Annotated in this window: 24 protein-coding genes; 6 read left to right on the top strand and 18 right to left on the bottom strand. The window is 69.4% G+C overall.

Going from position 1 to position 24,248, the window contains the following annotated elements:
- Positions 1-272: 272 nt before the first annotated feature.
- The 3 genes from rpsO to BMX29_RS01600 all read right to left on the bottom strand — a co-directional run bounded on the left by rpsO (position 273) and on the right by BMX29_RS01600 (position 2,391).
- Positions 273-542 (bottom strand): 30S ribosomal protein S15, encoded by a 270-nt coding sequence (rpsO, locus tag BMX29_RS01610; RefSeq protein ID WP_043846542.1) that lies wholly within the window; start codon positions 540-542, stop codon positions 273-275.
- Between the two features lie 148 nt (positions 543-690).
- The gene (locus BMX29_RS01605; RefSeq protein ID WP_092809811.1) at positions 691-1,782 is read right to left on the bottom strand and encodes a calcium-binding protein; all 1,092 of its coding nucleotides are present in this window, start codon (positions 1,780-1,782) and stop codon (positions 691-693) included.
- Between the two features lie 93 nt (positions 1,783-1,875).
- Positions 1,876-2,391, bottom strand: a complete 516-nt coding sequence (locus BMX29_RS01600) for a DUF1643 domain-containing protein (protein WP_092809810.1) — start codon at positions 2,389-2,391, stop codon at positions 1,876-1,878.
- An 80-nt stretch (positions 2,392-2,471) separates the two neighbouring features.
- Between BMX29_RS01600 and BMX29_RS01595 the strand changes: the two genes are divergently transcribed.
- From BMX29_RS01595 to BMX29_RS01580, 4 genes are all read left to right on the top strand, one after another.
- Positions 2,472-4,916 carry a ligase-associated DNA damage response DEXH box helicase gene (locus tag BMX29_RS01595; protein ID WP_092809808.1) on the top strand — a complete coding sequence of 815 codons (2,445 nt, stop codon included), beginning with the start codon at positions 2,472-2,474 and terminating at the stop codon, positions 4,914-4,916.
- Positions 4,917-5,470: 554 nt separating this feature from the next.
- Entirely contained in the window at positions 5,471-5,899 is a 429-nt protein-coding gene (locus tag BMX29_RS01590) for a PACE efflux transporter (RefSeq protein WP_092809806.1), read from the top strand.
- Between the two features lie 41 nt (positions 5,900-5,940).
- Positions 5,941-6,636, top strand: a complete 696-nt coding sequence (gene pdeM / locus BMX29_RS01585; protein WP_092809804.1) for a ligase-associated DNA damage response endonuclease PdeM — start codon at positions 5,941-5,943, stop codon at positions 6,634-6,636.
- Positions 6,633-7,049 (top strand): PaaI family thioesterase, encoded by a 417-nt coding sequence (locus BMX29_RS01580; RefSeq protein WP_092809802.1) that lies wholly within the window; start codon positions 6,633-6,635, stop codon positions 7,047-7,049. The genes pdeM and BMX29_RS01580 overlap by 4 nt, the downstream gene beginning before the upstream one ends.
- Before the next feature lie 33 nt (positions 7,050-7,082).
- Here BMX29_RS01580 and BMX29_RS01575 read toward each other — a convergent pair whose 3' ends face one another.
- The 10 genes from BMX29_RS01575 to tolQ form a co-directional block, all read right to left on the bottom strand.
- Complete coding sequence (locus BMX29_RS01575) at positions 7,083-7,682, bottom strand: MOSC domain-containing protein (RefSeq protein ID WP_092809800.1); 600 nt, start codon at positions 7,680-7,682, stop codon at positions 7,083-7,085.
- 43 nt (positions 7,683-7,725) lie between these two features.
- A complete protein-coding gene (locus tag BMX29_RS01570) occupies positions 7,726-8,517 on the bottom strand; it encodes a methyltransferase domain-containing protein (RefSeq protein ID WP_092809798.1) in 792 nt (263 codons plus the stop codon).
- Positions 8,514-10,436 (bottom strand): ATP-dependent zinc metalloprotease FtsH, encoded by a 1,923-nt coding sequence (gene ftsH / locus BMX29_RS01565; RefSeq protein WP_043846470.1) that lies wholly within the window; start codon positions 10,434-10,436, stop codon positions 8,514-8,516. The genes BMX29_RS01570 and ftsH overlap by 4 nt, the downstream gene beginning before the upstream one ends.
- An 88-nt stretch (positions 10,437-10,524) precedes the next feature.
- On the bottom strand, positions 10,525-11,802 hold the full coding sequence (gene tilS, locus BMX29_RS01560; protein ID WP_244889126.1) for a tRNA lysidine(34) synthetase TilS: 1,278 nt from the start codon (positions 11,800-11,802) through the stop codon (positions 10,525-10,527).
- A gap of 16 nt (positions 11,803-11,818) precedes the next feature.
- Entirely contained in the window at positions 11,819-12,754 is a 936-nt protein-coding gene (ybgF, locus tag BMX29_RS01555; RefSeq protein ID WP_092809796.1) for a tol-pal system protein YbgF, read from the bottom strand.
- An 8-nt stretch (positions 12,755-12,762) separates the two neighbouring features.
- Entirely contained in the window at positions 12,763-13,305 is a 543-nt protein-coding gene (pal, locus tag BMX29_RS01550; RefSeq protein ID WP_043846472.1) for a peptidoglycan-associated lipoprotein Pal, read from the bottom strand.
- Positions 13,306-13,524: 219 nt separating this feature from the next.
- Positions 13,525-14,844 carry a Tol-Pal system beta propeller repeat protein TolB gene (gene tolB, locus BMX29_RS01545; RefSeq protein ID WP_092809794.1) on the bottom strand — a complete coding sequence of 440 codons (1,320 nt, stop codon included), beginning with the start codon at positions 14,842-14,844 and terminating at the stop codon, positions 13,525-13,527.
- Between the two features lie 82 nt (positions 14,845-14,926).
- The gene (locus BMX29_RS19075; protein WP_092809792.1) at positions 14,927-16,138 is read right to left on the bottom strand and encodes a hypothetical protein; all 1,212 of its coding nucleotides are present in this window, start codon (positions 16,136-16,138) and stop codon (positions 14,927-14,929) included.
- Positions 16,139-16,148: 10 nt separating this feature from the next.
- Complete coding sequence (tolR, locus tag BMX29_RS01535; protein WP_051487879.1) at positions 16,149-16,649, bottom strand: protein TolR; 501 nt, start codon at positions 16,647-16,649, stop codon at positions 16,149-16,151.
- Position 16,650: 1 nt separating this feature from the next.
- The gene (gene tolQ, locus BMX29_RS01530; RefSeq protein ID WP_043846476.1) at positions 16,651-17,346 is read right to left on the bottom strand and encodes a protein TolQ; all 696 of its coding nucleotides are present in this window, start codon (positions 17,344-17,346) and stop codon (positions 16,651-16,653) included.
- Positions 17,347-17,802: 456 nt separating this feature from the next.
- Here tolQ and BMX29_RS19475 point away from each other — a divergent pair, with 456 nt between their 5' ends.
- Together BMX29_RS19475 and BMX29_RS19470 are read left to right on the top strand one after the other, a co-directional pair.
- Positions 17,803-18,036, top strand: coding sequence for a hypothetical protein (locus tag BMX29_RS19475; protein WP_244889117.1), 234 nt, complete (start codon positions 17,803-17,805; stop codon positions 18,034-18,036).
- A 285-nt stretch (positions 18,037-18,321) separates the two neighbouring features.
- On the top strand, positions 18,322-18,936 hold the full coding sequence (locus tag BMX29_RS19470; protein ID WP_139196898.1) for a hypothetical protein: 615 nt from the start codon (positions 18,322-18,324) through the stop codon (positions 18,934-18,936).
- A gap of 171 nt (positions 18,937-19,107) precedes the next feature.
- On the opposite strand, the gene BMX29_RS01520 is transcribed toward BMX29_RS19470, so the two are convergent.
- The 5 genes from BMX29_RS01520 to ruvB form a co-directional block, all read right to left on the bottom strand.
- Positions 19,108-19,977 carry a DUF2927 domain-containing protein gene (locus BMX29_RS01520; RefSeq protein WP_092809790.1) on the bottom strand — a complete coding sequence of 290 codons (870 nt, stop codon included), beginning with the start codon at positions 19,975-19,977 and terminating at the stop codon, positions 19,108-19,110.
- Positions 19,978-20,128: 151 nt separating this feature from the next.
- Positions 20,129-21,547 (bottom strand): calcium-binding protein, encoded by a 1,419-nt coding sequence (locus tag BMX29_RS01515; RefSeq protein WP_092809788.1) that lies wholly within the window; start codon positions 21,545-21,547, stop codon positions 20,129-20,131.
- 293 nt (positions 21,548-21,840) lie between these two features.
- A complete protein-coding gene (ybgC, locus tag BMX29_RS01510; RefSeq protein WP_043846480.1) occupies positions 21,841-22,230 on the bottom strand; it encodes a tol-pal system-associated acyl-CoA thioesterase in 390 nt (129 codons plus the stop codon).
- Between the two features lie 37 nt (positions 22,231-22,267).
- Positions 22,268-22,921, bottom strand: coding sequence for a hypothetical protein (locus BMX29_RS01505; protein ID WP_092809786.1), 654 nt, complete (start codon positions 22,919-22,921; stop codon positions 22,268-22,270).
- 282 nt (positions 22,922-23,203) lie between these two features.
- Positions 23,204-24,229, bottom strand: coding sequence for a Holliday junction branch migration DNA helicase RuvB (gene ruvB / locus BMX29_RS01500; protein ID WP_092809784.1), 1,026 nt, complete (start codon positions 24,227-24,229; stop codon positions 23,204-23,206).
- Positions 24,230-24,248 lie beyond the last annotated feature (19 nt).

Below are 24,248 nucleotides of genomic sequence, written 5' to 3'. Positions count from 1 at the left end.
CCCCATCATCATTCCCTCGAGCGCCGGGGTCGGGGCGCCACGTCTCAGATGACTGGCCCCTATACGAAAAGTGCGCTTTTGGAAACCGCGATTCGCGCAGCGCGCGCAGGTGGCCCGGTCGCCCGCGACCACACGCCGGACGGGTGATCGCCGGGTCGGAACGCGAGGCGCCGGCCGCCGCCTCGGGGCGCTCGCGACGCAACGCCTTTGTGTGAAACGCAAAAGGACCGCCGGGGGCGGTCCTTCGCATCGCATCTGTCGGGCCTGTCGGCTTAGCGACGGATGCCCAGCTTGCCGATGAGGGTGCGATACCGCTCCTCGTCGTTCGCCTTGAGGTAGTCGAGCAGCTTGCGGCGCTGGGCCACCAGCTTCAGAAGGCCACGACGCGAGTGGTTGTCCTTCTTGTGGGTCTTGAAGTGCTCGGTCAGCGCGCTGATGCGCGTGGTCAGGATCGCGACCTGGACTTCCGGGGAGCCGGTGTCGCCCTCCTTCGTCGCGTAGTCCTTCATGACCTTCTGCTTTTCTTCGGCTGTAATCGACATCGGGATCTCCTTGAGGTTCGTGTTGCGGTCATGGCGCAAGCCGGGATGTCGTCCAGCAGGGCCCGTGGAGAGCTCCGGCACGAGACCGGATGGGGGCGCATAGTCGGTGTGATGCCGTTTGTAAAGCGGAGTTCGCCGGGGCGCCAGGTCAAGGCGGCCCGTCCGTGGCCGCCCGCGCGAGCAGCGCGATGGCCCCGGCGTCCGGCGCATCCGCCGCGGCCAGACGTGCGACCACCTCCCCGTCGACGGTCAGCGACACCACGCCCAAATCGTCCGGGTCCGGTACAAGCGCCACGTCGGGCACCGGCTGGCCCGGATCGTAAAGGATCACGATCTTGTCCTCGCTTGGGTCGAAGTCGGCGAGGCGGGCCGGGTCCGTCGTCAACTCGCTGCCCAGGCGGAACAGGTCGTGCCCCTCGCCGCCGGACAGCACGTCCGCGGCGCCCGCTTCGAGCGTGTCGTCGCCATCCTGCCCGTTGAGGTAGTCGATGCCCCCGTCGGCATCGGCCGTCCCGCGCAGCAAGTCGTCTCCGTCCCCGCCCATGAGCGTGTCCTGCCCGGCACCGCCAGTCAGCGTGTCGGCGCCCTCCCGACCGTGGAGGGCGTCGTCGCCCGCTCCGCCACTCAGCGCGTCCGCGCCGAGGCCGCCGAACAGGACGTCCTCCCCCTCTCCGCCGTCGAGATGGTCGTCCCCGTCGTGACCGAAAAGCAGGTCCGCGCCGCCACCGCCGCGCAGGATGTCCTCGCCCGTGTCGCCGTGAAGCGTGTCATCTCCGCCCTCGCCAGCGACCAGATCGTCGCCCGCGCCGCCGGAGAGCGAGTCGTCCCCCGCCCCACCGGTCAGGATGTCCGCACCAGCCGCGCCGTCGATCACGTCTGTCCGCCCGGTGCCCGCGAAACTCTCGTCCGCGTCGGTGCCGACCTCCAGCGCACCGCCGTCCGGACTGAGCGTGGTCCAGACGCGGCCGGGATCGTCCCCGGGCGCCTCAGCCTCCGCATCGGGTGTCGCGGCGATGTCGGGCCCGGACGTGGAAGTGGAGCGCACGGCAGCCGCCTCGTCCACGCTCGCACCGGACGGATCACCGGCCGGCATGGCGGTGACCACGTCGAACGTGGCCGCGATGTCGTCCTGCCCGGTCTCCGCGTCGTCTTCCGCCTCGTCCGGGCCGAACGGGATAGTGCCGAGGATCGCGACCGATCCGGCAAGCATCGCACCGACAAGACCCGTCAGCCACAACATGACCCGACTCCGAAGACATCACGTTCCCCGACCGAAGATCCCGAAATGTTCCGCCCGGATCAACGGAAACCCGTACTCAGGGTTAACGCCGCTCTATCTCGCGTAGCGCGCCGCCAGCGGCCAGTCCCGCGGCGTCACGTCGTAGCCGACATAGAGTGGATGGCGCGGGTGCCCGGCCTTGGTCAGCCCCAGATGCGACAGCGTGCCGGCCCGTGCGGCCCAGTCCGGCCCGGCCCCGCGCAGCGCGCCGTGCACGCCCCAGGCCGCCACCGTGCGCCCCGCCTCCGCGTGCCAGTCCGACAGGATGGCTGCGTTCTCGGGCCCCTCGGGTGCCGCGGCCAGGCGCAGGTCCGACGGACGCGTCGCCCGCCACGCGAAAAGGTTGGCGATCATCACGCCCCCATAGCCCCAGTCTCGCGCCCGGCGCTCGCATCGATGGATGGTCGGGTCGTTGCGCCGCTCGTCGGCTGTCGACGGGTTGAGCATGACGAACAGCACCGGCGGCACCGCCGCGTCCCACGTCCGCGCCAGCCCGTAGCGATAGCGTTCGCACGGCGAATAGAGCGCGACCGAGCTTGTGCCGGCCTCTTCGTGGGTCCTGCGGATCATGGGCGCGGCGGATACGCCCCGCGGCCCGCGCGATCAAGCCGCAGGTTTCCATCGCGCGCGGCGCGCATAGATTGCCGCGCATGACCGATCTGCCCGCCTCCCTCCTCGACTGGTTCGCGACCCGTGGCTGGGACCTGCACCCTCACCAGCGCGCCATGCTGGACCGCGCCACCGCGCCGTCGCTCCTGCTGATCGCACCCACCGGGGGCGGCAAAACGCTCGCAGGCTTCCTGCCGACGCTGGCCGAGCTTGCGGAGGCGCCGAAACCCGGGCTCCACACGCTCTACGTCTCGCCGCTCAAGGCGCTGGCCGCGGACATCAAGCGCAACCTCGGAACGCCGATCGCCGAGGCGAACCTGCCGATCCGGGTCGAGGACCGCACCGGCGACACGCCCGCCTCGCGAAAGAAGCGTCAGCGCGCCGACCCGCCGCACATCCTGCTGACGACGCCGGAAAGCCTCGCGCTGCTGACCTCCTACGAGGACGCGCACCGCATGTTCGCGGGCCTCGAGCGCGTGGTGATCGACGAGATCCACGCCCTGGCGGAGTCGAAGCGCGGCGATCAGTTGATGCTGGCGCTTGCGCGGCTACAGACGCTGGCGCCGAACCTGCGGCGCGTCGGTCTGTCGGCCACGGTGGACGACCCCGACCGGATCGCCACCCTGCTCGCCCGACACCCCGACCGCTGCGAGATCCTCGAAGCCGACCCCGGCCCCGATCCCGACATCGAGATGCTGGTGACCGAGACGCCCCCGCCCTGGTCGGGCGGCGGCGCCAAATACGCGATCCCCGCCGTGCTGGACGAGGTGAAACGTCACAAGACCACGCTGATCTTCCACAACACCCGCGCGCAGGCAGAGATCTTCTTCCACAACCTCTGGCTCGCCAACGAGGAGGCGCTGCCGATCGGTATCCACCACGGCAGCCTCGACCGCGCGCAGCGCGAGCGGGTCGAGGCCGCGATGGTCGCCGGAGAGCTGCGCGCCATCGTCTGCACTGGCTCGCTCGACCTCGGCATCGATTGGGGCGACGTGGACCTCGTGATCCAGGTCGGCGCGCCCAAGAATGTCAAGCGGCTGGTCCAGCGCATCGGCCGCGCGAACCACCGCTACAACGCGCCCTCGAAGGCGCTGCTGGTGCCCGCGAACCGCTTCGAGGTGGTGGAATGCGTGGCCGCCTTGCAGGCGGTGAAGGAACGCGACCTCGACGGCGACCCGCCCGGTCCGGGTCCGCGCGACGTCCTTTGCCAGCACATCCTGATTGCGGCCTGCGCCGGGCCCTTCGACGCCGACATGCTCTACGCCGAGATGATCTCGGCCGGGGCGTACGCCGGCCTGACCCGCGCGCGTTTCGACGCCTGCCTCGATTTCTGCGCCACCGGCGGCTACGCGCTCCGGGCCTACGACCAGTGGCGACGGATCGTGCAGCGCCCTGACGGCCTGTGGCAGCTGCGCGACCCACGCGCGTCGCAGCGCATTCGCATGAACATCGGCACCATCCAGGACACCGACACGCTCAAGGTGCGAATGCGCGGCCGGGGCGGCAAGCCGCTGGGCGAGGTCGAGGAGGGCTTCGCCGCGCAGCTCTCCAAGGGCGACACGTTCCTGATCGGCGGTCAGATCGTGCGATACGAGGGGCTGCGCGAGATGGTCGTCGAGGTCAGCCGCGACGCCGCGCAAAAACCCAAGATCGCCACCTTCATGGGCACCAAGTTCGCCACTTCGACGCAGCTGTCGCACCGGATCGTGCGGATGTGCCAGCAGGAGGACTGGCCCGAGCTGCCGACGCACACCGCCGACTGGCTGAAGCTCCAGCGCGACGTCTCGCGCCTGCCCGAGCCGGGCCGCCTCCTGATCGAGAGCTTTCCCCATGACGGCCGCGAGCAGCTGGTGGTGTACGGCTTCGCCGGGCGCAACGCGCAGCAGACCCTCGGCCTCCTGCTGACCAAGCGGATGGAGGAGGAAGGCCAGGCGCCCATGGGCTTCGTCGCCACCGACTACGCCACGCTGATCTGGGGCCTCGATGCCGTGACCGACCCGCGCCCGCTGTTCGACATGGAGCGGCTGGAGGCCGGACTCGATGGCTGGCTCGCCGGCAACGCGGTGATGAAACGCACCTTCCGCGCCTCGGCCCATATCGCCGGGCTGCTCGAGCGGCAGGTCGGGGGCACACGCAAGACCGGCAAGCAGGCGACGATGTCCTCGGACATTCTCTACGACACGCTGCTGAAATACGATCCCGACCACCTGCTGATGCAGATCACGCGCGAAGAGGCCATGCGCGGGCTCGTCGACTTCGACCGCATCCGCGAGATGAAGGCCCGGGTGGGCGACCGCATCGACCTCGAACGCCTCACCCGGGTGACGCCGCTGGCCGCGCCGCTGTTCCTCGAACCGGGCCGCGTGCCGATCCGCGGCTCCGCCGACGAGCGCCTGCTGGAGGAGGAAGTCACCCGGCTTCTCGACGAATCCGGCCTCGCGCAGGTCGACACCGCCCCGAAACCGCGCCGCCCGATCCCGTCCTGAGATCGGCCGCGGGCAAACACAGGCTCGGCTCGCATACGACACTAGGGCCCCGGACCGGATCGAATGGCCGCACTGCCGGATCACATGGCCCCGCGTCTGACCGGAGCGCGCGGACGCTCGGCAACGGCGCCACGTGGTTCACTTGCCAGCCCCACCAGTCCACGACGAACCGCCCACCGCCGGGCCCCGCCACGCTCGCCCCTGCCGTCCGGCTGCGGGTCAAGGATCGCCGCAAGCGACCGCCGAAGGCGGCCCGTCCTTGAGGTGGAGACGGACGGTCCCACCCTCGATGCGGCGCCTTAAAAAGCAGCCCGCTCCTCAAGCGCGTCCCGGCAAGGTTGCACCCCACCCGCACCAATCTGCCACCGGGCAAGGTGCGGGGACGGCCCGCGCGGGGTGGGTGGGCGGGCGCGTGGGCCGGCCCCGCGGCGTCTTGACCGGGTGCCACCGCTCCCCATATCGAGCGTCGCAAGCGAGGACGACCTCCCCCGCGGCCCGACAGGGTCCGGGCGCCCGGCCGGGACGACCCGGCACATACGGACAGGAGGTCCCCCATGCGCAGCCCGCGCGATCGCATCCGCCACGCCATTCTATTCGAAGCCATCGCCCTGACCATCGTGACCCCGGCCGCCGCCTGGATCTTCGGGCTGGAGCTGCACGAGAGCTTCGTCGTCATCGCGCTCAGCGCGACCGTGGCGATGGCGTGGAACTACGTTTTCAACCTCGCCGTCGACAGGCTTCTCGTGCGGCTCGGCCGGTCGACCTACAAGACGCCGCCGATGCGCGTCCTTCATGCCATCGCGTTCGAGACCGGCCTGATCCTTGCACTGGTGCCGGTCTTCATGGCCTACCTGCAGATCGGTGTCGGTGCGGCGCTCGCCATGAACCTGGGCGTGTCGGCCTTCTACGTGGTCTACGCGATGGGCTTCAACTGGGCCTACGACCGCGCCTTCCCGCTGCCCGAATGGCAGGGCGCGCGGTAGCCCCCTTGCGCCGTGCGCGCAGCCGGGGCAAGAAACAAAGCATGAACCGGCTTGCCTTTACTTTCCACGGCGCGACGCTCGAAGCGCTCGGCTCCGGCGCACTCTACTGGCCGGCGCACGGGCTGCTGGTCGTGTCGGACCTTCACCTCGGCAAGTGCGCCCGGCTCTCGGCCGGGGGCGGCGCCGCGTTGCCGCCCTACGACGCGCGCGAGACGCTGACCCGGCTGGCCACGGATCTCGACGCCACGGGCGCGACCCGCGTGATCTGCCTTGGCGACAGCTTCGACACCGCCGAGATCGGCGCCGTCCTGCCCGAGGACGAACGCGCCTGGATCACCCGCCTGCAGGCCGGCCGCGAGTGGACCTGGGTCGAGGGCAATCACGATCCCGGCCCCGTCGGCCTCGGCGGCACCCACCTGCGCGAGGCGCGCCACGGCGCACTGCACTTCCGTCACATCGCGCAGGCCGATGCCCATGGCGGCGGAGAGGTCTCGGGCCACTACCACCCCAAGGCCCGCATCGCGCTGCGCGGTCGGACGCTGTCGCGGCCCTGTTTCCTCGTGGATTCTCGCCGCCTGGTGATGCCGGCCTACGGTGCCTACACGGGTGGGCTCTGCACGCGATCGCCGGTCCTGTCGGCCCTGATGGACGCGGACGCACAGGCGATCCTCTGCGGTCCGAAGCCCGCGCGCCTTCCGATGCCGCGGGCGCAGCAGCCGCGCCGGCGCGCATCATGAGCGCCATCGCGCCCCACCTCGCCGCCAGCTTCGAACGGCAGGGCATGATGAAGACCTTCGGCGCCATGCTCCTGAGCTGCGCCGACGGACGCTGCGAAATCGAGGCGCCCATCCTCGCGCTCGCTTCCCAGCAGCATGGCTACGGCCATGCCGCCCTGCCCTTCGGCCTTGCCGACAGCGCCATGGGCTACGCGGCGCTCTCCACCCTGCCCGCCGACCGCGAGGTCGTGACCGCCGAGATCAAGGTGAACCTGATGTCGCCCTCGGTGGGCGATGCGTTGATCGCGCGGGCGCGGGTCATCAAGCCGGGCAAGCGACTGATCGTGGTGCTCGGAGAGGTTTTCGCCCGCCGCGACGGGGCGGAACGGCAGGTTGCGCTTCTGACCGGCACGCTGGTCCCGGTCGATCCCTGAGCCCTCGCGGCACGGAGCCCGAAGGACATACGGCTATTTGGGCGCGATCGCCTCGTGATGCGCCCAGAGACGCTGGTCCGGAACGTGCAGCGCCAGCCGGTCACCGAGAGACAGCGTTCCCGGGCGCTCTACCCACGCCGTGACCCCGCGCCGGCCCTCGGCCGCGCGCTTGAACCGGCCGCCTACGCCCGGCGCCTCGCGCTCGATCTCGCGGCTCGGCAGGTGGCAGGGGCGGTTCTCCATGTCGACGACAAGCGTCACCCCATCCGGGCCCTGCAGCCGCGAGGACGGCGGCACATGGGTGAGATCCGGCAGCCCCTCGACCACCAGCGTCGCGCCCAGCCATTCCGGCGGCAAGGCCCCGAGCCCGATCCGCGCGGCGATCGCGGCGAGGTCCTCGGCCGCGACCACGGAGAGCTGGCGAACGTTGCGGATCTCGGTGCCGCGCGGATGCTGCGAGGTCACGCGTGAACAGGATGGTCGGGTCACGCCCGCGTGCCGCTCGCCCGCGATGCCCTCCCAGCCGAGGGACAGCGCCTCGGCGGGCGACGAGCGGATGTCGTCGCCTTCCGTCGGCACCAGGCCGAGCCACGTGACGCGGGCACCGAACTCGGTGGGTTTCAGGGCGGGCATGGTGCAATCTCCCTCGGGCATGCGGGCCGCGGGAGAAACGCCCTCAGCCGTCGCGGTGCAAGGTGATGAAAAGTCGCCGGAAAGGAAAGAGCACCGTGCCGCGCGCATCCTTGGGGTAGGCTTTGCCGATGACGCGCTCATAGGCCGCGACCAGTTGTGCCTGCTGGCCTTCAGAGAGCGACGAGAGCACGGGGCGGGCATAGGTGCCCTCGGTGAAGCGCCGCACCGGGTGGCCCTCGCCGTCCGGCGCGAGTTCCTGGTAGTACTCCGTCTCCCACACCGTCACGCGACCGAGCGGTGCGAGCAGGCGGAAATACTCGGCCGGCAACAGGATGCGCGGCATTTTCTTGGCGTCCACCTGGTCGGGGAACATCTCTTCGGCGATCTGCACCCACAGACGATGGGATGGCGCGTTGTTCTGGTTCGGAAGCTGGACCGCGAGGACCCCGCCGGGCGACAGCGCATCGATCAGCGCCGGCAGCAGCGTCGGGTGGTTCCCGACCCAATGCAGCGACGCGTTGGCGAAGATCAGGGAGGCAGGCTCGTCCGGCCGCCAGGACGCGAGGTCCGCCTCGTGCAGCGCATCGTACACGCCGGTAAGCCGCGCCTTCTCCAGCATGGAGGGGCTGGCATCGACCCCGATCAGCCGACGACGCAACTGCCCGAGCGCCGGGCCCACAGACCCCGCTCCGCAGCCGAGGTCGACCACGCACCCTTCGGGCAGCGGGCCTACCGCGCGCAGAAGATCCAACGCGGGGCGCAAGCGAAGACCCCGGAACCTGAAGTAGATTCCGGGGTCCCAATCGGTGTCGGGCGCGGTCGTCGCGTCGCTCATGCGGTCGGCTCGGGCTCCAGTCCGCCGTCGCCCGCAGGCTTGGACTTGGGCTTGGTCTTGGGGATCGCCGTGACGGACGGCGTGTCGTCGGGCGACTCGCCCGCGCCCTCGTCGTCGTCACCCGAGTTCGGCGGTTCGCCGTTCATCACCCGCTTGATCTCTTCGCCGGTCAGGGTCTCGTACTCGAGAAGACCTTGAGCGAGGCGCTCCCACCCGTCCTTGTTGGTCGTCAGGATGTCATAGGCACGGTCGTAGGCTTCGGCGATGAAGCGACGGACCTCATCCTCGATCAGCTCCTTGGTGTGGGCGCTGACCGACAGGCCGGCGGTGTTTCCCTGGTAGCCCTCGTGCGCCTCGGCGTAGTCGATGTTGCCGATCTTGTCGGACATGCCCCAACGCAGAACCATCGCGCGCGCCAGCGCCGACGCCTGCTGGATATCGCCGGCGGGGCCGTTCGACACCATGTCGTCACCGTACTTGATGATCTCGGCCGCCTTGCCCGCCATGGTCATGGCCAGCTTTTCCTCGCACTCGGACTTGTGCCAGTTGAGACGGTCGATCTCGGGCAGCGACACCACCATGCCAAGCGCACCACCGCGCGGGATGATCGTCGCCTTGTAGACGGGATCGCACTGCGGCAACGTCAGACCGACGATGGCGTGACCCGCCTCGTGGTAGGCGGTCTTTTCCTTCTGCTCGGGGGTGAGGACCATCGAGCGGCGCTCGGAGCCCATCATCACCTTGTCCTTCGCGTTCTCGAAATCGACCATGGTCACGAAGCGCCGACCGACACGCGCGGCCATCAGTGCCGCTTCGTTCACGAGGTTGGCAAGATCCGCACCCGAGAAGCCCGGCGTGCCGCGCGCGATGATGCGCAGGTCGACGTCCGGTCCCAGCGGGGTCTTGCGGGCGTGCACGCCCAGGATCTTCTCGCGGCCCTTGATGTCGGGATTGGGCACGGTGATCTGGCGGTCGAAACGGCCGGGACGCAGCAGCGCCGGGTCGAGCACGTCGCGGCGGTTCGTGGCCGCGACGATGATGACGCCCTCGTTGGCCTCGAAGCCGTCCATCTCGACCAGAAGCTGGTTCAGCGTCTGCTCGCGCTCGTCGTTGCCGCCGCCGTAGCCCGAGCCTCGGTTGCGGCCGACGGCGTCGATCTCGTCGATGAACACGATGCAGGGCGCGTTCTTCTTCGCCTGCTCGAACATGTCGCGCACGCGGCTTGCGCCGACGCCCACGAACATCTCGACGAAGTCGGAGCCCGAGATGGTGAAGAACGGAACGCCCGCCTCGCCCGCGATGGCACGTGCGAGCAGCGTCTTACCGGTGCCCGGAGGGCCAACCAGCAGCGCGCCCTTCGGAATCTTGCCGCCGAGGCGGCTGAATTTCTGCGGGTTGCGCAGGAACTCGACGATCTCCTCGAGTTCCTCCTTGGCCTCGTCGATGCCTGCCACGTCGTCGAAGGTGACGCGCCCGTGCTTCTCGGTCAGCATCTTGGCCTTGGACTTGCCGAAGCCCATGGCCCCGCCGCGTCCGCCGCCCTGCATCCGGTTCATGAAGTAGATCCAGACGCCGATCAGCAGAAGGAACGGCAGGAGCGAGATCAGGAACGACTGGAAGCCGGACTGTTCCTGCTGCTCGGCCCGCACGGTCACGCCATTGTCGACCAGAAGCTGCGTGACCTCGGCGTCCTCCGGCTTGACGGTGATGTAGTCCTGACCATCGGCCGAGCGGAAGCGTACCCGTTCGCCGTCGATCGTCGCGGACTGGACGGAATCGTCCTCCACGCGCTGGACGAACTCGGTGTAGCTGACCTCGCGACTTTGCAGGGTCGAGCCGCCGCCCGAGAACAGGTTGAAGAGCGCCAGGACGAGCAGGAAGAGCACGACCCAAAAGGCGATGTTGCGCGCGTTGCCCACGAAAGGACCTCCTAACGGAAAACCGGTGCCCCCGCGCGCGGCGCGCCGCGGCAGGCTTTGGACTAACATAAGGATCAAGGGGGCCGGTTCAATCGGAAAGCAGGAAAGCATCCAGCGTCATGGCGCCACGGGGCGGGTGGAACGAGAGCCCCTCGGCGGATCCGGGCGCAAGCGCCGGGCAGGCGAGCAGGGTCCCGCCGTCCCAGAGCGCGGGCAGCCCCAGCGCGCGTCGGTGGGGCGGGGCCGTGTCTGCATCGCGCCACGGCAAGGCCTGCTCCCAGCCCGGCTGACCCAGCGCACGGACCTCCGCGCGGTCCGGCCCGTCGAGCCGCCAGCGTCCGTCCCAGAGCGCGCCGGGCGCCGCCACGTGATCGGCCACCGCCGCATATTCGCGAAAGACGTGAATGACCTCGCGTCCACAGGTCACTTCACAGCCCGCGAGGGTGCCTCCGCCGCCCGCCAGCAGGCGATCCGCCAGCGCTTCCAGCGGCACAGACCGGGGCGCGTACTCGGCGCCGCCGACCCACCTCAAAGCACCTCCCAGTAGCCGCAGCTGGGTGTCGCGGTCGAGCGCCGCGAAGGCGTCGCGGCCGATCCGCAGCGCACCGGTCCGGGGTTCGGTCTCGACGATCCATGCCGCCGCCTCGGCCGCCCGCGCCGACAGCGCCTCTTTCGACCGCGCGAGCCGCGTGGCGGTCGCGGCGAGCGCGGCGGCGTCAAGCCCAACCGCTGCCAGAGCGGCGCTCTGCGCGCGAATGCGCGCCCGCTCGTAGGCAGGGTCCGCGTTGGTCGGATCCTCGGCCCAGGGCACCTGAAGCGTGCGGACGTAGTGCCGCAGTTCTTCCCGCCCCATGCTCAGGCATGGCCGCACCACGTGCCACGGCCCCCGCGCGCTCTCGACCCGGCGCAGCGGCGCCATCGCGGCCAGCCCGTCCACGCCCGCGCCTCGCGCCAGCCGCATGACGAAGGTTTCGGCCACGTCGTCCTGGGTGTGCGCCATGAGCACGTGGTCAATCGCGCCGCGCCAGCCGTCGATCAGCCCGAGCCGGGCGCGGCGGGCGGCGTCCATGAGGTTTCCGGTCGGGTCACCGGACCGCTCCCATGTCAGGATGTCGTGGGGATGCCCGAGCAGGGCGCACTCGCCGGCGACCATCGCGGCCTCGTCCGCACTTTCGGCCCGAAGCCCATGATCGACGGTCACCACATGGAGCGGCACGCCCCACACCCGCGCCCAGTTGTGCGCCAGTGCCAGCATGGCCATGGAGTCGCCGCCGCCCGACACCGCCACCCCAAGCGCCGGGGGTAAGTCCGGACCGAGCAGCCGGCCCATCTCGGCGGCGAAACGCGCGTCGAGGCTGCCCGTCACCCCGGACAAGGCGCGCTCAGGGGCAGGTCAGGCCGCTGCGGGCCTCCTGCGCGCGCGCCACGGCGTCGCTGTCCGGATACCGGTTCGAGACCTCGGCCAAAGTGACGCAGGCCTCGCGGGTCGAGCCGAGCTCCGCCAGTGCCGCGCCCAGCCGCCAGAGCGCCTCGGGCGCCACGGGCGTGTCCGGGCTGCCGGAATAGACGTCGAGATAGGCACGCGCCGCCTCGCGCGTGTTGTCGAGACCCTCGAACGCACGCCCCTGACCAAGCCGCGCGGCGGCATCGAGAGGCCCGCCCGGATAGGTCTGGCGGAAAGCCTCGAACTGGTCGGCGGCGGACTGGTACTCGCCCGCCTCGAGCGCCGAAGCTGCCCGGCGGTAATCCTGCTCCTCGGCCGCGGCGAGTTGCAGGTTCGGATCGGCGATGGGCAGATCGGACGCCCCGCCGCCCGACGCCGCGCCGGTGGTGCCTGCACCCGCACCCGCACCGGCTGTCGCGGTCTCCGTGCCGCCCGTCGCGGGGGCCGGTGCAGCGCTGCCGCCGGCCGGCGCCGCAGACCCGGAGGTCGCGGGCGCCAGACCGCCCAGCGGATCCTCCTGGTCGAGCGCGCCGATATCGCAGCCCTCCTCCAGCTCGCAGAGCCGGAACTTCAGGTCACCGATGCGGTTCGTGCCGTCGCTCACCACCCGGTCGATGCGGTTCTGCAGCTCCTCGGTGCGCGAGGTGAGCTGCTGCATCGCCTGCTCGATCTGGTTGACGCGATCGATGGTCGACCCGGCCACGGACACGTCCGAGGCGCCGGTGGTCGACATCTCGCGTCGCAGGGACTGAAGCTCGTAGGCGAGCGCGGAGAGATCCTGCCGGATGTCGGCGAGGGTCTCGGCGTCCTGCGCGACGGCGGGCGTCGTCGCGCCAAGCGCGACGGTCAGGAACAGCGCGGCGATGCGGGTCATGGTCGTCCTCAGCTGGTGGCGCCCGCGGTACCGAACGAGATCACGGTGACCGCGCGGCGGTTCTTGGCGTAGCAGCTCTCTTCCGAGCAGATCTCGATCGGGCGCTCCTTGCCGTAGCTCACGGTCCGAAGGCGGTTGGGCGCAACGCCGCGCGAGACGAGGAATTCCATCACGGCGTTGGCGCGGCGGGCGCCAAGCGCGATGTTGTACTCGCGGGTGCCCTGCTCGTCGGCGTGGCCCTCGATCACGGCAAGGTAGTCCGCGTTCCGCTGCAGCCACTGGGCCTGACCCTCGAGGGTCTGCTGGGCCTGCGGAGAAAGCGTCGACTGATCCACGGCGAACAGCACGCGATCGCCGACGGTCTGGTTGAAGTAGGCCGGCGACTGCGGGTCATTGGCGCTGCCCGGGACGATACCGCCATTGGCGCCGGCACCGGCGCCCATGCCCCCGTTCATGCCGGCGCCGTCGCCGGCGCCAAAGCGATCAGGGTTGGTGCACGCAGCGGCGAGAAGCGCGGCGCAGAGAAGGGCGGCTGTCTTCGGGAGGGTCATGGTCACTGTCCTGCTCGGATGTTTTGCGGGACGTTACCACGCCGCAACGATCATGGAAATGCGGCTCCGGACCGGCGCGGGGTCCGCCCGCGAACTTTCGCGTGATCCCGCACGCCGCGCCCCGGGGCCGACGGGGGCGCACAAACTTTTAACTAAAAGTTTGTGCGCACGGCCGACAGTACGCAGATTTTTAGATAAAAATCTGCGCGCCGCCCGGAGTCACTGCAACGGTCCCCAGCTCGGGTCCGATGCGCCGTCGGGGGTCGTGACCCGCTTGAGGTTACGTCCCGAGACGTCGACGGTGTAGAGCGACGAGGCGCCCTGCGCACCCTGGGTCTCACGGGCGAACATGATAACCCGCCCGTTCGGCGCCCAGGTCGGGCTTTCGTCCAGGAAGGAAGCGGTCAGCAGACGCTCTTCCGAGCCGTCCACACGCATCACGCCAATGTGGAAGCGGCCGGCGTTCTGCTTGGTGAAGGCGATGAGATCCCCGCGCGGCGACCAGACCGGGGTGCCGTAGCGGCCGGGCCCGAAGCTGATCCGCGTCGGCTCGCCACCGCCCGCCGGCATCACGTAGAGCTGCTGCGACCCCGAGCGGTCGCTCTCGAACACGATCCGGCTGCCGTCCGGCGAGAAGCTCGGCGCGGTGTCGATCGCGGGTCCGGTGGTCAGCTGCGAGGTCTGACCCGAGGCCATGTCCATGCGGTAGATGTCGGTATTGGAGCCCTCGTTCACCGAGTAGAGCAGCCCCTGCCCGTTCGGCGTGAACCGCGGCGCGAAGCTCATGGAGCCTGCCTGCGCCGGCAGAATGCGGCTCTGGGTGTCGCCGACGCTGAGAACGTGAACCCGCGGCGAGCCGGTCTCGTAGCTCGTGTAGATCACACGGTCCCCCGAGGGCGAGAAGCGCGGCGCCAGCACGATGGAGCCCGAGCCGGTCAGGTACTGCACGTTGGCGCCGTCGTAATCCATGACCGCGAGGCGCTTGGCGCGCTGATCCTTCGGACCGCTCTCGGACACGAACACCACCCGGCTGTCGAAGTAGCCCGACTCGCCCGTGATCCGCGAATAGACCTGGTCGGCCACCTTGTGCGCCATCCGCCGCCAGCCGTCGGTGGTGCCGGCGAACTGCATGCCCTCGCCCAGCTCCTGGCCGGTGAACACGTCGTAGAGGCGGAACTTCACGATGACTTGGCTGCCCTCGACCGTCACCGCGCCGGTCACCAGCGCCTGCGCGTTGATCGCGCGCCAGTCGGCGTACTGGATCGGGCTCGAAAAGCTCGAAATCGAACTGATGAACGCCTCCTGAGGGATGCGCCGGAACAGCCCGGTGCCGGTCAGATCCTCGCCCACCACGCGGGTGATCTGCGCGGCCATGTCCGAGGCGCCGTTCTCCGGCACGAAGGACGGGATCGCGACCGGAACCGGCTCGATCACGCCTTCGGTGATGTCGATCCGAAGCGGCCCGTCCTGCGCGGCAGCCATCATCGGCAGCGCGGCGGCCAGCACGAGGCCGAGGCAAAGTGAGATCAGTCGTCGCATCTGTCACCCTCTCCTGTTGGGTCGATCGGGTCCGGCCGGGCGCCTGCCCGATCCGGCCCGCACCGGGGGAACGCGAACCCGGTCATCGGATCCGCATCCCCGAGGGATCGAAGCTGATCTCCAGCTCGTCCCACTGGTCGTATTTCTCGGGCGGCAGGTCGTAGCCGCCGCGCTGGCAGCGCAGGATCGCGCGGCGCGCGGACTGGTAGGCCGTCTCCACCGCCGCGCCTTCGCCGCCCGACGAGGACACCAGCCGCATGCTCTCCTGCACCACGGTGCCGTCCCGCGCCATATCCATGCCGACAACGACGGTCACGTTCGCCGCCTGGCTGCCCACGTCGACCACCCAGCAGCTCTGCACCGCGAGGCGCAGCGCGTCCTTCTCGCCGGCGGTCATCGGCGGGCCGACCGGAACGTCAGGCTCGGGATCGGTGGTGCCGCCCCCGCCAAGCGCCTCGGCCAGCGCGCTCTCGATACCGTCCTCGAGCTGCTCGGAGGTCTCGGATGCGCTTTGCTCAGGTTCCGGCTCCGGGGCCGGCTCGGGCTCCGGCGTCGGCTCCGGCTCGGGTTCGGGCGCCTCCGCGGTCTGGGTCTCGGAGGGCGCTTCCGGTTCCGGCTCGGGCTGAGGAGTCGGGCGGTTGGGACGCGTCTGCGGGCGCATGGACGCGGACGGCGCGCGCGACGGCTCCTCGGCCTCGGTGACGATCTCGGTGCTGGCGGCCTCGGGTGCCTCGGCTTCCTGCGGATCGGCCTCCTCGATCGCATCCGGCGACGGCTCCGGCTCCACTGCCTCCTGCACGTCGGGCGCGGTGTCGGCCTGCGGCTCGGGCTCGGGCACCGGCTCGGGCGAAATGCGCGGTGCCGGCCGCGGCGTCGGCCGGTCCGACGCCTCGGGGGCGTCGATCTGCGGCGCGGCTTCCGGCGCGGGTGCGGCCAGTTCCTGAGTTTCCTGCTGAGCGTCGGCCTCGGGCGTGGGCGGAACCGGCTCGGGCGCGGTCTCGGGTTCCGGCTCCGGCACCGGTTCGGGGTCCGGCTGAGGCGCGGGCTCCGGATCGGGCGCCGAGGCGGGCGGCGGCGCTCCGGCCTCGGCCTCCGGCACCGGCGGTGCGGTCACGTCCACCGTGCTTTCGGGCGGCTGCGCCCGCTCGGTCAGCGCCGCGAATTCCTCTTCCGAGACGACCGACACCTCGCGCACCTCGACGGCGTCCGGCTCGGAGCTGAACACGCTCCCGAACAGGACCCACAGCAAGAGCGCCAGATGGCCCCCGCCCGAGATGTAATGGCCCGTATGCATGGGCCGCCCCTCAGTTCCCGTCCCCGGCCGGCGCCGACAGCGTCGGCGCATCCAGCGCGGGCCCGCCGATATCGGTGACGAGGCCGATCGAGGCGAATCCGCCGTTGTTCAGCGCGCCCATGACCTGCGCCACCGTCTCGTAGGGCACTGCCCCATCGGCCCGCAGGTAGACGCGGTCGTCCGAGCGTTCCGCCGCGATGGCGCGCAGGCGCCCGACCAGCTCGTCGCGCGGCACTTCGGTGGTCATCAGCGTCACGGCCCCATCCGCCGAGACCGTGACGGTCAGCGGTTCCTCGTTGTCCGAGGGCAGCGCAGTGGCCGAGGTCTTCGGCAGTTCGACCGGCACCCCCACCGTCAGAAGCGGCGCCGCCACCATGAAGATGATGAGCAGCACCAGCATCACGTCCACGAAGGGCGTGACGTTGATCTCGGACATCGGCTGGGCGCCGCCGCGACGGGTCCGCCGCCGCTTGCCCCCGCCAGAGCCCTTCTTGATGACACCCGCTCCCATGTCAGCCGTCCAGCTGTCGTGAAAGAATGGTCGAGAACTCGTCGGCGAAGGCCTCGTAGCCGCCGATCAGCCGGTCCGCGTCGCCCGAGAGCTTGTTGTAGAAGATGACCGCCGGAATCGCCGCCATCAGGCCGAGGCCCGTGGCGAGCAGCGCCTCGGCGATGCCCGGCGCCACGACGGCAAGGTTCGTGTTCTGCTGCTCGGCGATCTCGACGAAGGCGTTCATGATGCCGAAAACGGTGCCGAAAAGGCCCACGAACGGCGCGACCGACCCCACGGTCGCCAATACGCCGAGACCGGATTGCAGGCTTTCGGCCTCCTTCTGGATGGCCACGTCCATCGACCGGTCGATCCGCGCCTGCGCGCCCGCGATCAGAGCGCCGTCATCGCGGTGCGAGCGTCGCCATTCGGTCATTCCGGCGGCAAAGACACGCTCCGAGCGACCACGCGGGTCGGGGCCGATCTCCTCGTAGAACTCGTCGAGCGGCTCGCCCGACCAGAAGGTCCGGTCGAACCTGCGCGCCTCGGCGCGGGCGGCGCGGAAGGTGATGATCTTCTGCACGATGATCGACCAGGACCAGAACGACGCGACGACAAGCGCCAGCATCACGAACTTCACGAGGATCGTGGCGCGGGCGAATAGCGCCCACATGGAGAAATCCACCTCCTGCGCGAGGGTGAGTGCTTCGGTTTCCATGAGCCTGCTCTGCGTTTTGTCCACCGGGCCTCTGCCGGGCCCGCCTCTGCTCGGGGTTCTACCGCAATTGCCGGGCCGGGGCCAACACATTGCCGTCAGGGCAGCGGCTCCCGGCCCGGCGGTCGCGGCCCTGATGCGCGGATTGTCGCCCGCGGCGGGGCGCGACACGGCTGGCGACCGCCCGGAAACCGGGCTTTTGCTTCACTGGCCCACCCTCCTTTTCGGTGCAGTTCCTTTCGACGCGCCAGCGGAGGGCAGGTTGCCGTGCGGTCACTCTTGCCTCGATAGACGCGAGCGTCCCGCCAGAAAGGGAGGTTGCCGCAGCCCGCGTCGGCCACGAGAGCGATCGCCACAACGCCATCGCTTTCGCCTCTCGCGTGCAAGACCGCGCGCGGCGCGCGGGGGAACGGGCCACGCGGCAGAGGCGTTACCTCGTGTCAACTGAAGGCGGCTGAGATGAACAAATTCCTTGTCGGAAGCGCTGTTGCGCTTGCATTGACCTCCACTCCCCTATGGGCGTTTTCTGTTCACGACGCGGGCGGCAAGGCCGTCTCGAAAGCGCCTGTCGGCGCGGAGCTCTGGCTCGCTCAGGGCAACAGCGGCAAAGCGAAGGGGAACGGTAACGGAGGCGGGAACAAGGTTCTCAAGAAGAGCCCCGGCAATTCCGGCGGCGCGGCGCCCGGCAAGTAGAACGCCAACGCGGGCAACGGCCAGGGCAACCCCGGCAAGGGGAATGCCAAGGCCGACACGAATGCCGCAAAGGGCAAGCCCGAGCATGCCGGCGGCGCGAAGCAAGCGGGCAACGGCAACGGCAACGGCAACGGCAACGGCAACGGCAACGGCAACGGCAACGGCAACGAACGCGCGGCGACCGGAAACGGCAACGCTGGCAAGACCCATCGCACATACTCCAAAGCAGAGCGCGAAGAGATCGTCGACCGCCTCGTCTCGACGCCGGCGCCGGACGGTCGCGACATGCGGCGCCTCATCGGAACCACCGCGCTCGCCCTTGCCACGCCGCAGCTCGTCATCTCCGATGTGCCCGAGGATGAGCTGATCACCTACAGCAACTGCCCCCCGGGCCTTGCCAAGAAAGACCCGCCCTGCGTTCCGCCGGGTCTGGCGCGGGACGGCGTGACCTACGACGAATGGGCCTCGTACGGCGAGGATCGATACGACGAACTCTGGGTTGACCGCCGGAGAGACTGGCTCGGCTCGGACTTCGAAGTCGAACCGGACCCAGAGCTTCTGCTGCTCAGATCGGACCAGATCCAAAGGCTGTTCGACCTCGAGCCGGCACCCAGCGGTCAGCGCTACGCCCTGATCGACGGCCTTCCCGTCCTGCTTGACGACGAGGATTACGACTCGCTGCTTCTGGTGAACCAGGTGTCGCGCGTGCCCAACGTCCCGTCTGATTTGCGGGTCGCACCGACTGCGGCGCTCACCCAGGACGATCTGGTCAACCTTTACCGGCTGCCGCAGCGCGGGCCGGACCAGAACTATGCCGTGGTCAACGGCCAGCTTCTGCAACTGGACGACTCGGCGTACGAGACGCTTCAGCTGATCCGCATCGCACGGGCCGTGCTCTGACGTCGCGGGCGAAATGCGCGTATCGGAGCCAATCAAAGACATCGTGCGTGCGCCGGACTGACGGCGCCCGCCGGCCGCAATACTCCCCGAGGCTCGTGACCGTTCCGAAGGCGTCGCGGTATCAGCGATCTTGACCGGGCAGGCGCGAGGAACACCCCGTCAATCACAGGACTACTGCGCGGTCAGTGTCTCCAAATAGTCGATGACGACGTCTGGCGACCCACCGGGTCCCGCCCCGCTTTCGTAGAGGGCGCGGATCAGGGCGATATCGTTGCTTTCCTGCTCGGCCGACGCCTCAAGATGGTTGTTGAACGAGAAGAAGGGCGAACCGTCGGCATCCTGAAGCGGGCCGAGCACCTGCAGGAACTCCTCCCGGACGCACAGGCGCAGATGGTCGCGGCCGACGGGCGTGGCAATCGCGATATAGGCGCCGAACTTGACCCCATTGAGCGAGTTCGCCTCGTAGAAGCATCCACCCCGCGCTCTCTCCATCTGACGGCGGGTGTATTTTCGTTCGACGCCCCAAAGGCCATTGAGCATGGCGACAGTCGGTCGGTCCGCCACGACCACGACGATGTCCGTGCGGAGGTCCATCTCGGGCGACAAGGCCACGCGCACTTCGGCTCCCGACGGGCCACCCTTTGCCATCCTGATCTTCATGGGAGCGTCACCGTCTCCAAGACCCTCAGGAACGCTGGCGAATATCAGTTCTCCGAGAAACCGGTCTCCGAACGGAGAGGACACAGCCTCTTCGACCTCCTGGTAGATGTCTCGCATCACCTCGACCACCGCCGGCTCGTTATGCAAAACGAGTATCCGCGGCGGGTGCGCCCACAACCTGACATCGTCCTTGTCCGAGGTCACGATGATCCGCGCATCCTCCAGAAGGTCTCCGGTGGTTTGCGGATCGGCTGTCGTGGGACCCGTCAGCAAAGCGAGGGTGACAAGCGCGGCCGCCAAGCGGGGACCGAGGACATCGATCATGGTCTTCTCCATCATTGAGCCATGCAGCCGCACGCTCCGCCGAAGTTCCATCGGCATCAATGCCAAGGGCTGTCATCTCCTGCGCCGTCCGGAGGCACTCGCTGACGTTGACGACACTCCCAAGTCAGGCACCTCCAGCACCGGATCGATTGACCGCCACCGGCGTGGGGTCCCGCCCGTGCGCTCGGGTGGGATCGTCCGCAAGGCATCAGACGAAGATGAAATGGGACTCGTCGAGTTCCCCCACCTGAACGCCCTGAAGGACGATTTCCTGCCCGTTGTACTCGAGGACCGCAGTGTCGAGATCCTGCCCCTCGTAGATCAGCGAAACACTGGCTGTGTAGTCCACGTTCAGTTCGTCGATGCTGTCCACGCCAGTGAGGCGTATCCGGTCTTCCAGCGGCGTGAAATCGTAGATCACGTCGCGGGCGCCGGGATCCGCCGCATTCCAGACGAAGACGTCGGCGCCCTCGCCACCGTGAAGCGAGTCCGATCCGCCCCCCGCGTTGAGCGCGTCGTTCCCCGCGCCCCCGACCAGTGCATCGTCGCCGCTGCCTCCGGCAAGAAAATCGGATCCGGCGCCCCCGAAGACGCTGTCCGTCCCGAGACCGCCGCCGATGCTGTCATCACCCGTGCCGCCCTCGAGGATGTCGAGGCCCGCACCGCCGCCGAGGCTGTCGCCGCCTGCCCCGCCGTAGACGAGATCGTCGCCGAAGGAGCCGCCGATCGTGTCGCCGCTGTCCTCGCCGAACAGGCGGTCGCGCCCGGCTCCACCAGCGAGAACGTCGTCGCCGAGACTGCCGTGCAATTCATCGTCCCCGACGCCGCCGCCAAGCGTGTCGTCGTCCGCGCCGCCCTCCAGCAGGTCGTCTCCGGGGCCACCGCCGATCATGTCCCGGCCCCGGCCACCATAGGCGCTGTCGTTGCCGTTCGACGCCGCGACGGTGTCGTCGCCAGCGCCCGCTCGGAGAAGATCGTCGCCGCCCCGTCCGAGAAGACCGTCCGCGCCCGCGCCGCCGAACAGCGCGTCGTTCCCCGCGCGTCCGTCGAGACGGTCGTCACCGTCGAGCCCCGACAGGGTATCGTCGTCCGCGGTGCCTTCGAGGATGTCGTTGCCGTCCGTCCCGGCCGTGTCTGCGCCCGGGCTCGCACTGACTTCGCTATCGTCCGCGTCCAGCCGCGCACGCAGCAGGGTGCTCGCATCGCCACTCGGTATGGCGACGACCGAGGTGATGCTGCCCAGCACGTCATTCGCCCGCTCGGCGGTCGACAGATCGAGCGCAGGGCCACTGATCTGGACGACATACTCGACCGTCGTGCCGGCGGGCGAAATGGTCAGGACCTCCGCCGCAGGCGCGTCCTCGAACTCGAGCAGACCGAAGAAGAAGCCGTAGTTTCCGTCAACCGCCTCGCCGTCGATCCTGAGCCCCCCTCTGGGGTGGGCCTCCGCCAAGGCGGCTTCGAACGCGGACGGCGGACCCTGAATCTCCAATCGCTCCTTCGGAACGAACGTCCCATTGTCGATCGCGAGACCGAGATCGATCTCGGCCATGGTCACATCGGTGACGAGCCTGCCTTGGGCGGGGTCATAGGTCAGAGCCGGGGCGGTGAAGAAAAAACGTTGCATGGGACCTCTGGAAATGCCGAGCAGACCCCGACCGTCACCACGGATCGAAGCCCGGCACGCACCTGGTGTCAACCAGCGTCAGACCTCGGAATATTCGGTGACTTTCCGTAAGGTTGCCGGCAAGGTCGAGCTTCGCCCGCCCCCGGACTTGTCCATTCGGCCCCGGACAAGGGCAGCGCCTGATGGCCATGTACGAAAATTGTCGCCGACCTTCCGGCAGCCTAGCGCGGCGCGCTTGTCCGAAGGTGAAGGATCAGCGAACCGCGAAAGACGCCCGTCGCGGCCGCCGGCCCTCAGTGAACCTGTCGGCGCAGTTCCGCGGGCAGGCGCACCGGCTGTCCGCCGGTCGTGGTGCAGGCTGCGGTCACCTCGGCGCGGAAGATCGGCTTGCCCTCGCGCAGCACTTCTTGCGACATCACCAGCCGCGCGCCGGTCACACTGATGGTCTCGGTCCGCACCACCAGTTCGTCATCGAGCCGCGCCGCCCCCAGAAAGTCCGCTTCGACCCGGCGCACGACGAACACGATGCCCTGCTCGCGCATGGCGTTTTGGTCCAGCCCGAGCATCCGCACCCAGTCGCTGCGCGCGCGCTCGCAGTACTTCAGGTAGTTCGCGTGGTAGACGATCCCGCCCATGTCGGTGTCCTCGTAGAAGACCCGGACGGGGAAGTTGTGGGGGCTCATGTCTTGGTTCCTCGTCGCAGCGGCGCGCCAGGCGCGCTCAGGCCAGCCGGCCCGCGGTGATGCGGGCGTGCAGGCGCAGGGCGTGGGCAGGCTCGGTCGAGACCACGGGAAGGACTGGGTCGTAGACCGCGCGGATCACCGCGCCGACGTCGGGACGCAGAACGACGCGCCCGTCCGACAGCTGCCCCAGTGGCGCGCGATCGGTAAAGGCCGTGTCAGACCACAGCACCATGAGCTGCGCCACCTGGCCGAGCGCGAGCGTCTCGGCGGGCACGTCCGAAAGCGCCTCGTCCATCCGCACGAAGACGAAACATGCGCGGATGGCGCCGTCCTCGTCGAAGCGGAAGACCCGGTACTGGTTGGCCTCGGCGGCGCTCAGCCGCGCCACGAGGTCGTCCAGCCCGGGGATCAGCCGGTCGAGGTTCGGCACCGCGGGCAGCTCGTCCCAGGCGCGCACGAAGAACATCATCACGTTGGCCCCGAGCTCGGGGTCGGTCTCGGCGATGGGGTGACCGACCAGCTCGGCCACTGCTTCGAACGCCGCCTTCACGGTCCCGAGCGTGGCATCGTCGACGCCGAAGACCACCGGCGCGATCGGCCGCCCCCACCGCGCGCAGAGGAACGTGCCGTCCGCGCGGGTGAACAGCGCCTCGATCTCCTCGGGGGTGGGGACGTCGGGGGTATCGGTCATCAAGCTCGCTTCCAGTGCTGCGAAACCCGGTGACACAGCGCGCGGAGTTTGTCCAATCGCGCGCGACGGAGCGATGTATCATTGCAACGCGCGCGACAGAGTGACGCGTTGGTCACCACACCCCGTGAACCAGATGGCGTGGATCTTCTTGCTGGCTGAAATATCCCGGTTGCGCGGGGGCAGAGCGCCCGCAGGTCGGCCCTGGCCGCGCCGCTGTGGCCCCTCCTCGACCGATGAGGCGCGGTCCGCGCACCCGCCTCGCCGGGCAGGAGTGCCGAACCGTTATTCGAAAAGTCCCGGCTGACCCGGCGCGCGCGGCGCCGGCAGGCCGAGGTGTGTCCATCCCTTCTGCGCCAGCATCCGGCCCCGCGGTGTGCGCTGGATCAGGCCCTGTTGCAGAAGGTAGGGCTCGATCACCTCCTCGAGCGCATCGCGGCTTTCCGACAGGGCGGCCGAAATCGTCTCGATCCCGACCGGCCCGCCGGCATAATTCTCGGCGATGAGCGACAGGTAGCGCCGGTCCGCGCCGTCGAGGCCGAGCCCGTCCACCCCGAGCCGCGTCAGCGCGTTGTCGGCAAGCTCGCGCGTCACCACGCCGTCGCCCTCGACCACGGCGAAGTCCACCACGCGCCGCAGCAGCCGGCCGGCGATCCGCGGGGTGCCACGGGCACGGCGGGCGATCTCGCGCGCGCCCTCGGGCTCGGCCCGGACGCCGAGCTTGGTGGCGTTGCGGGTCACGATGATGTCGAGCTCCTCGACGGTGTAGAACTGCAGCCGCGTGGGGATCCCGAAGCGGTCGCGCAGCGGCGTGGTCAGAAGGCCCAGCCGCGTCGTCGCGCCCACCAGCGTGAAGGGCTGCAGCTCGATCCGCACGGTGCGCGCGGCCGGCCCCTCGCCGATCACGAGGTCCAGCTCGAAGTCCTCCATCGCGGGGTAGAGCACTTCCTCCACCGCCGGGTTCAGGCGGTGGATCTCGTCGATGAAGAGGACATCGCGCGCCTCGAGGTTCGTCAGGATCGCGGCGAGATCGCCGGCCTTGGCCAGCACCGGGCCGGAGGTCATCCGGAAGTTGACGCCCAGTTCCTTCGACATGATCTGCGCCAGCGTCGTCTTTCCGAGGCCGGGCGGGCCGTGGAACAGGGTGTGGTCCATCGCCTCCTCGCGCGAGCGGGCGGACTGCACGAAGACCTTGAGGTTGGCGCGGGCCTCGGCCTGGCCCACGAACTCGTCAAGGCTTTGCGGGCGCAGCGCGCGGCCCTCGTCCTCGGGCAGCGGGTCGGGGCGCATCATCGGGTCGGAGCTGCTCATCGCGCGAAACCTTCGGTGC

It is taken from the genome of Roseivivax marinus, from assembly GCF_900109705.1.
GTDB classification, from domain to species: domain Bacteria; phylum Pseudomonadota; class Alphaproteobacteria; order Rhodobacterales; family Rhodobacteraceae; genus Roseivivax; species Roseivivax marinus.
The sequence above is the reverse complement of the archived record's forward strand: the minus strand, read 5'-3'. Positions and strand labels throughout refer to the sequence as shown.

Bases quoted from the DNA above. Each gene is read 5' to 3' on its own strand.
- BMX29_RS01590 (WP_092809806.1), top strand. From the start codon at position 5,471: ATGCGCAGCCCGCGCGATCGCATCCGCCACGCCATTCTATTCGAAGCC.
- tolB (WP_092809794.1), bottom strand. From the start codon at position 14,844: ATGCGACGACTGATCTCACTTTGCCTCGGCCTCGTGCTGGCCGCCGCG.
- tolQ (WP_043846476.1), bottom strand. From the start codon at position 17,346: ATGGAAACCGAAGCACTCACCCTCGCGCAGGAGGTGGATTTCTCCATG.
- pal (WP_043846472.1), bottom strand. From the start codon at position 13,305: ATGACCCTCCCGAAGACAGCCGCCCTTCTCTGCGCCGCGCTTCTCGCC.
- BMX29_RS01580 (WP_092809802.1), top strand. From the start codon at position 6,633: ATGAGCGCCATCGCGCCCCACCTCGCCGCCAGCTTCGAACGGCAGGGC.
- BMX29_RS01595 (WP_092809808.1), top strand. From the start codon at position 2,472: ATGACCGATCTGCCCGCCTCCCTCCTCGACTGGTTCGCGACCCGTGGC.
- tolR (WP_051487879.1), bottom strand. From the start codon at position 16,649: ATGGGAGCGGGTGTCATCAAGAAGGGCTCTGGCGGGGGCAAGCGGCGG.
- BMX29_RS01505 (WP_092809786.1), bottom strand. From the start codon at position 22,921: ATGACCGATACCCCCGACGTCCCCACCCCCGAGGAGATCGAGGCGCTG.
- pdeM (WP_092809804.1), top strand. From the start codon at position 5,941: ATGAACCGGCTTGCCTTTACTTTCCACGGCGCGACGCTCGAAGCGCTC.
- rpsO (WP_043846542.1), bottom strand. From the start codon at position 542: ATGTCGATTACAGCCGAAGAAAAGCAGAAGGTCATGAAGGACTACGCG.
- BMX29_RS01600 (WP_092809810.1), bottom strand. From the start codon at position 2,391: ATGATCCGCAGGACCCACGAAGAGGCCGGCACAAGCTCGGTCGCGCTC.
- BMX29_RS01520 (WP_092809790.1), bottom strand. From the start codon at position 19,977: ATGCCGATGGAACTTCGGCGGAGCGTGCGGCTGCATGGCTCAATGATG.
- BMX29_RS19470 (WP_139196898.1), top strand. From the start codon at position 18,322: ATGCGGCGCCTCATCGGAACCACCGCGCTCGCCCTTGCCACGCCGCAG.
- BMX29_RS19075 (WP_092809792.1), bottom strand. From the start codon at position 16,138: ATGCATACGGGCCATTACATCTCGGGCGGGGGCCATCTGGCGCTCTTG.
- ruvB (WP_092809784.1), bottom strand. From the start codon at position 24,229: ATGAGCAGCTCCGACCCGATGATGCGCCCCGACCCGCTGCCCGAGGAC.
- BMX29_RS01605 (WP_092809811.1), bottom strand. From the start codon at position 1,782: ATGTTGTGGCTGACGGGTCTTGTCGGTGCGATGCTTGCCGGATCGGTC.
- ybgF (WP_092809796.1), bottom strand. From the start codon at position 12,754: ATGACCCGCATCGCCGCGCTGTTCCTGACCGTCGCGCTTGGCGCGACG.
- BMX29_RS01515 (WP_092809788.1), bottom strand. From the start codon at position 21,547: ATGCAACGTTTTTTCTTCACCGCCCCGGCTCTGACCTATGACCCCGCC.
- BMX29_RS01570 (WP_092809798.1), bottom strand. From the start codon at position 8,517: ATGAGCGACGCGACGACCGCGCCCGACACCGATTGGGACCCCGGAATC.
- BMX29_RS19475 (WP_244889117.1), top strand. From the start codon at position 17,803: ATGAACAAATTCCTTGTCGGAAGCGCTGTTGCGCTTGCATTGACCTCC.
- BMX29_RS01575 (WP_092809800.1), bottom strand. From the start codon at position 7,682: ATGCCCGCCCTGAAACCCACCGAGTTCGGTGCCCGCGTCACGTGGCTC.
- ybgC (WP_043846480.1), bottom strand. From the start codon at position 22,230: ATGAGCCCCCACAACTTCCCCGTCCGGGTCTTCTACGAGGACACCGAC.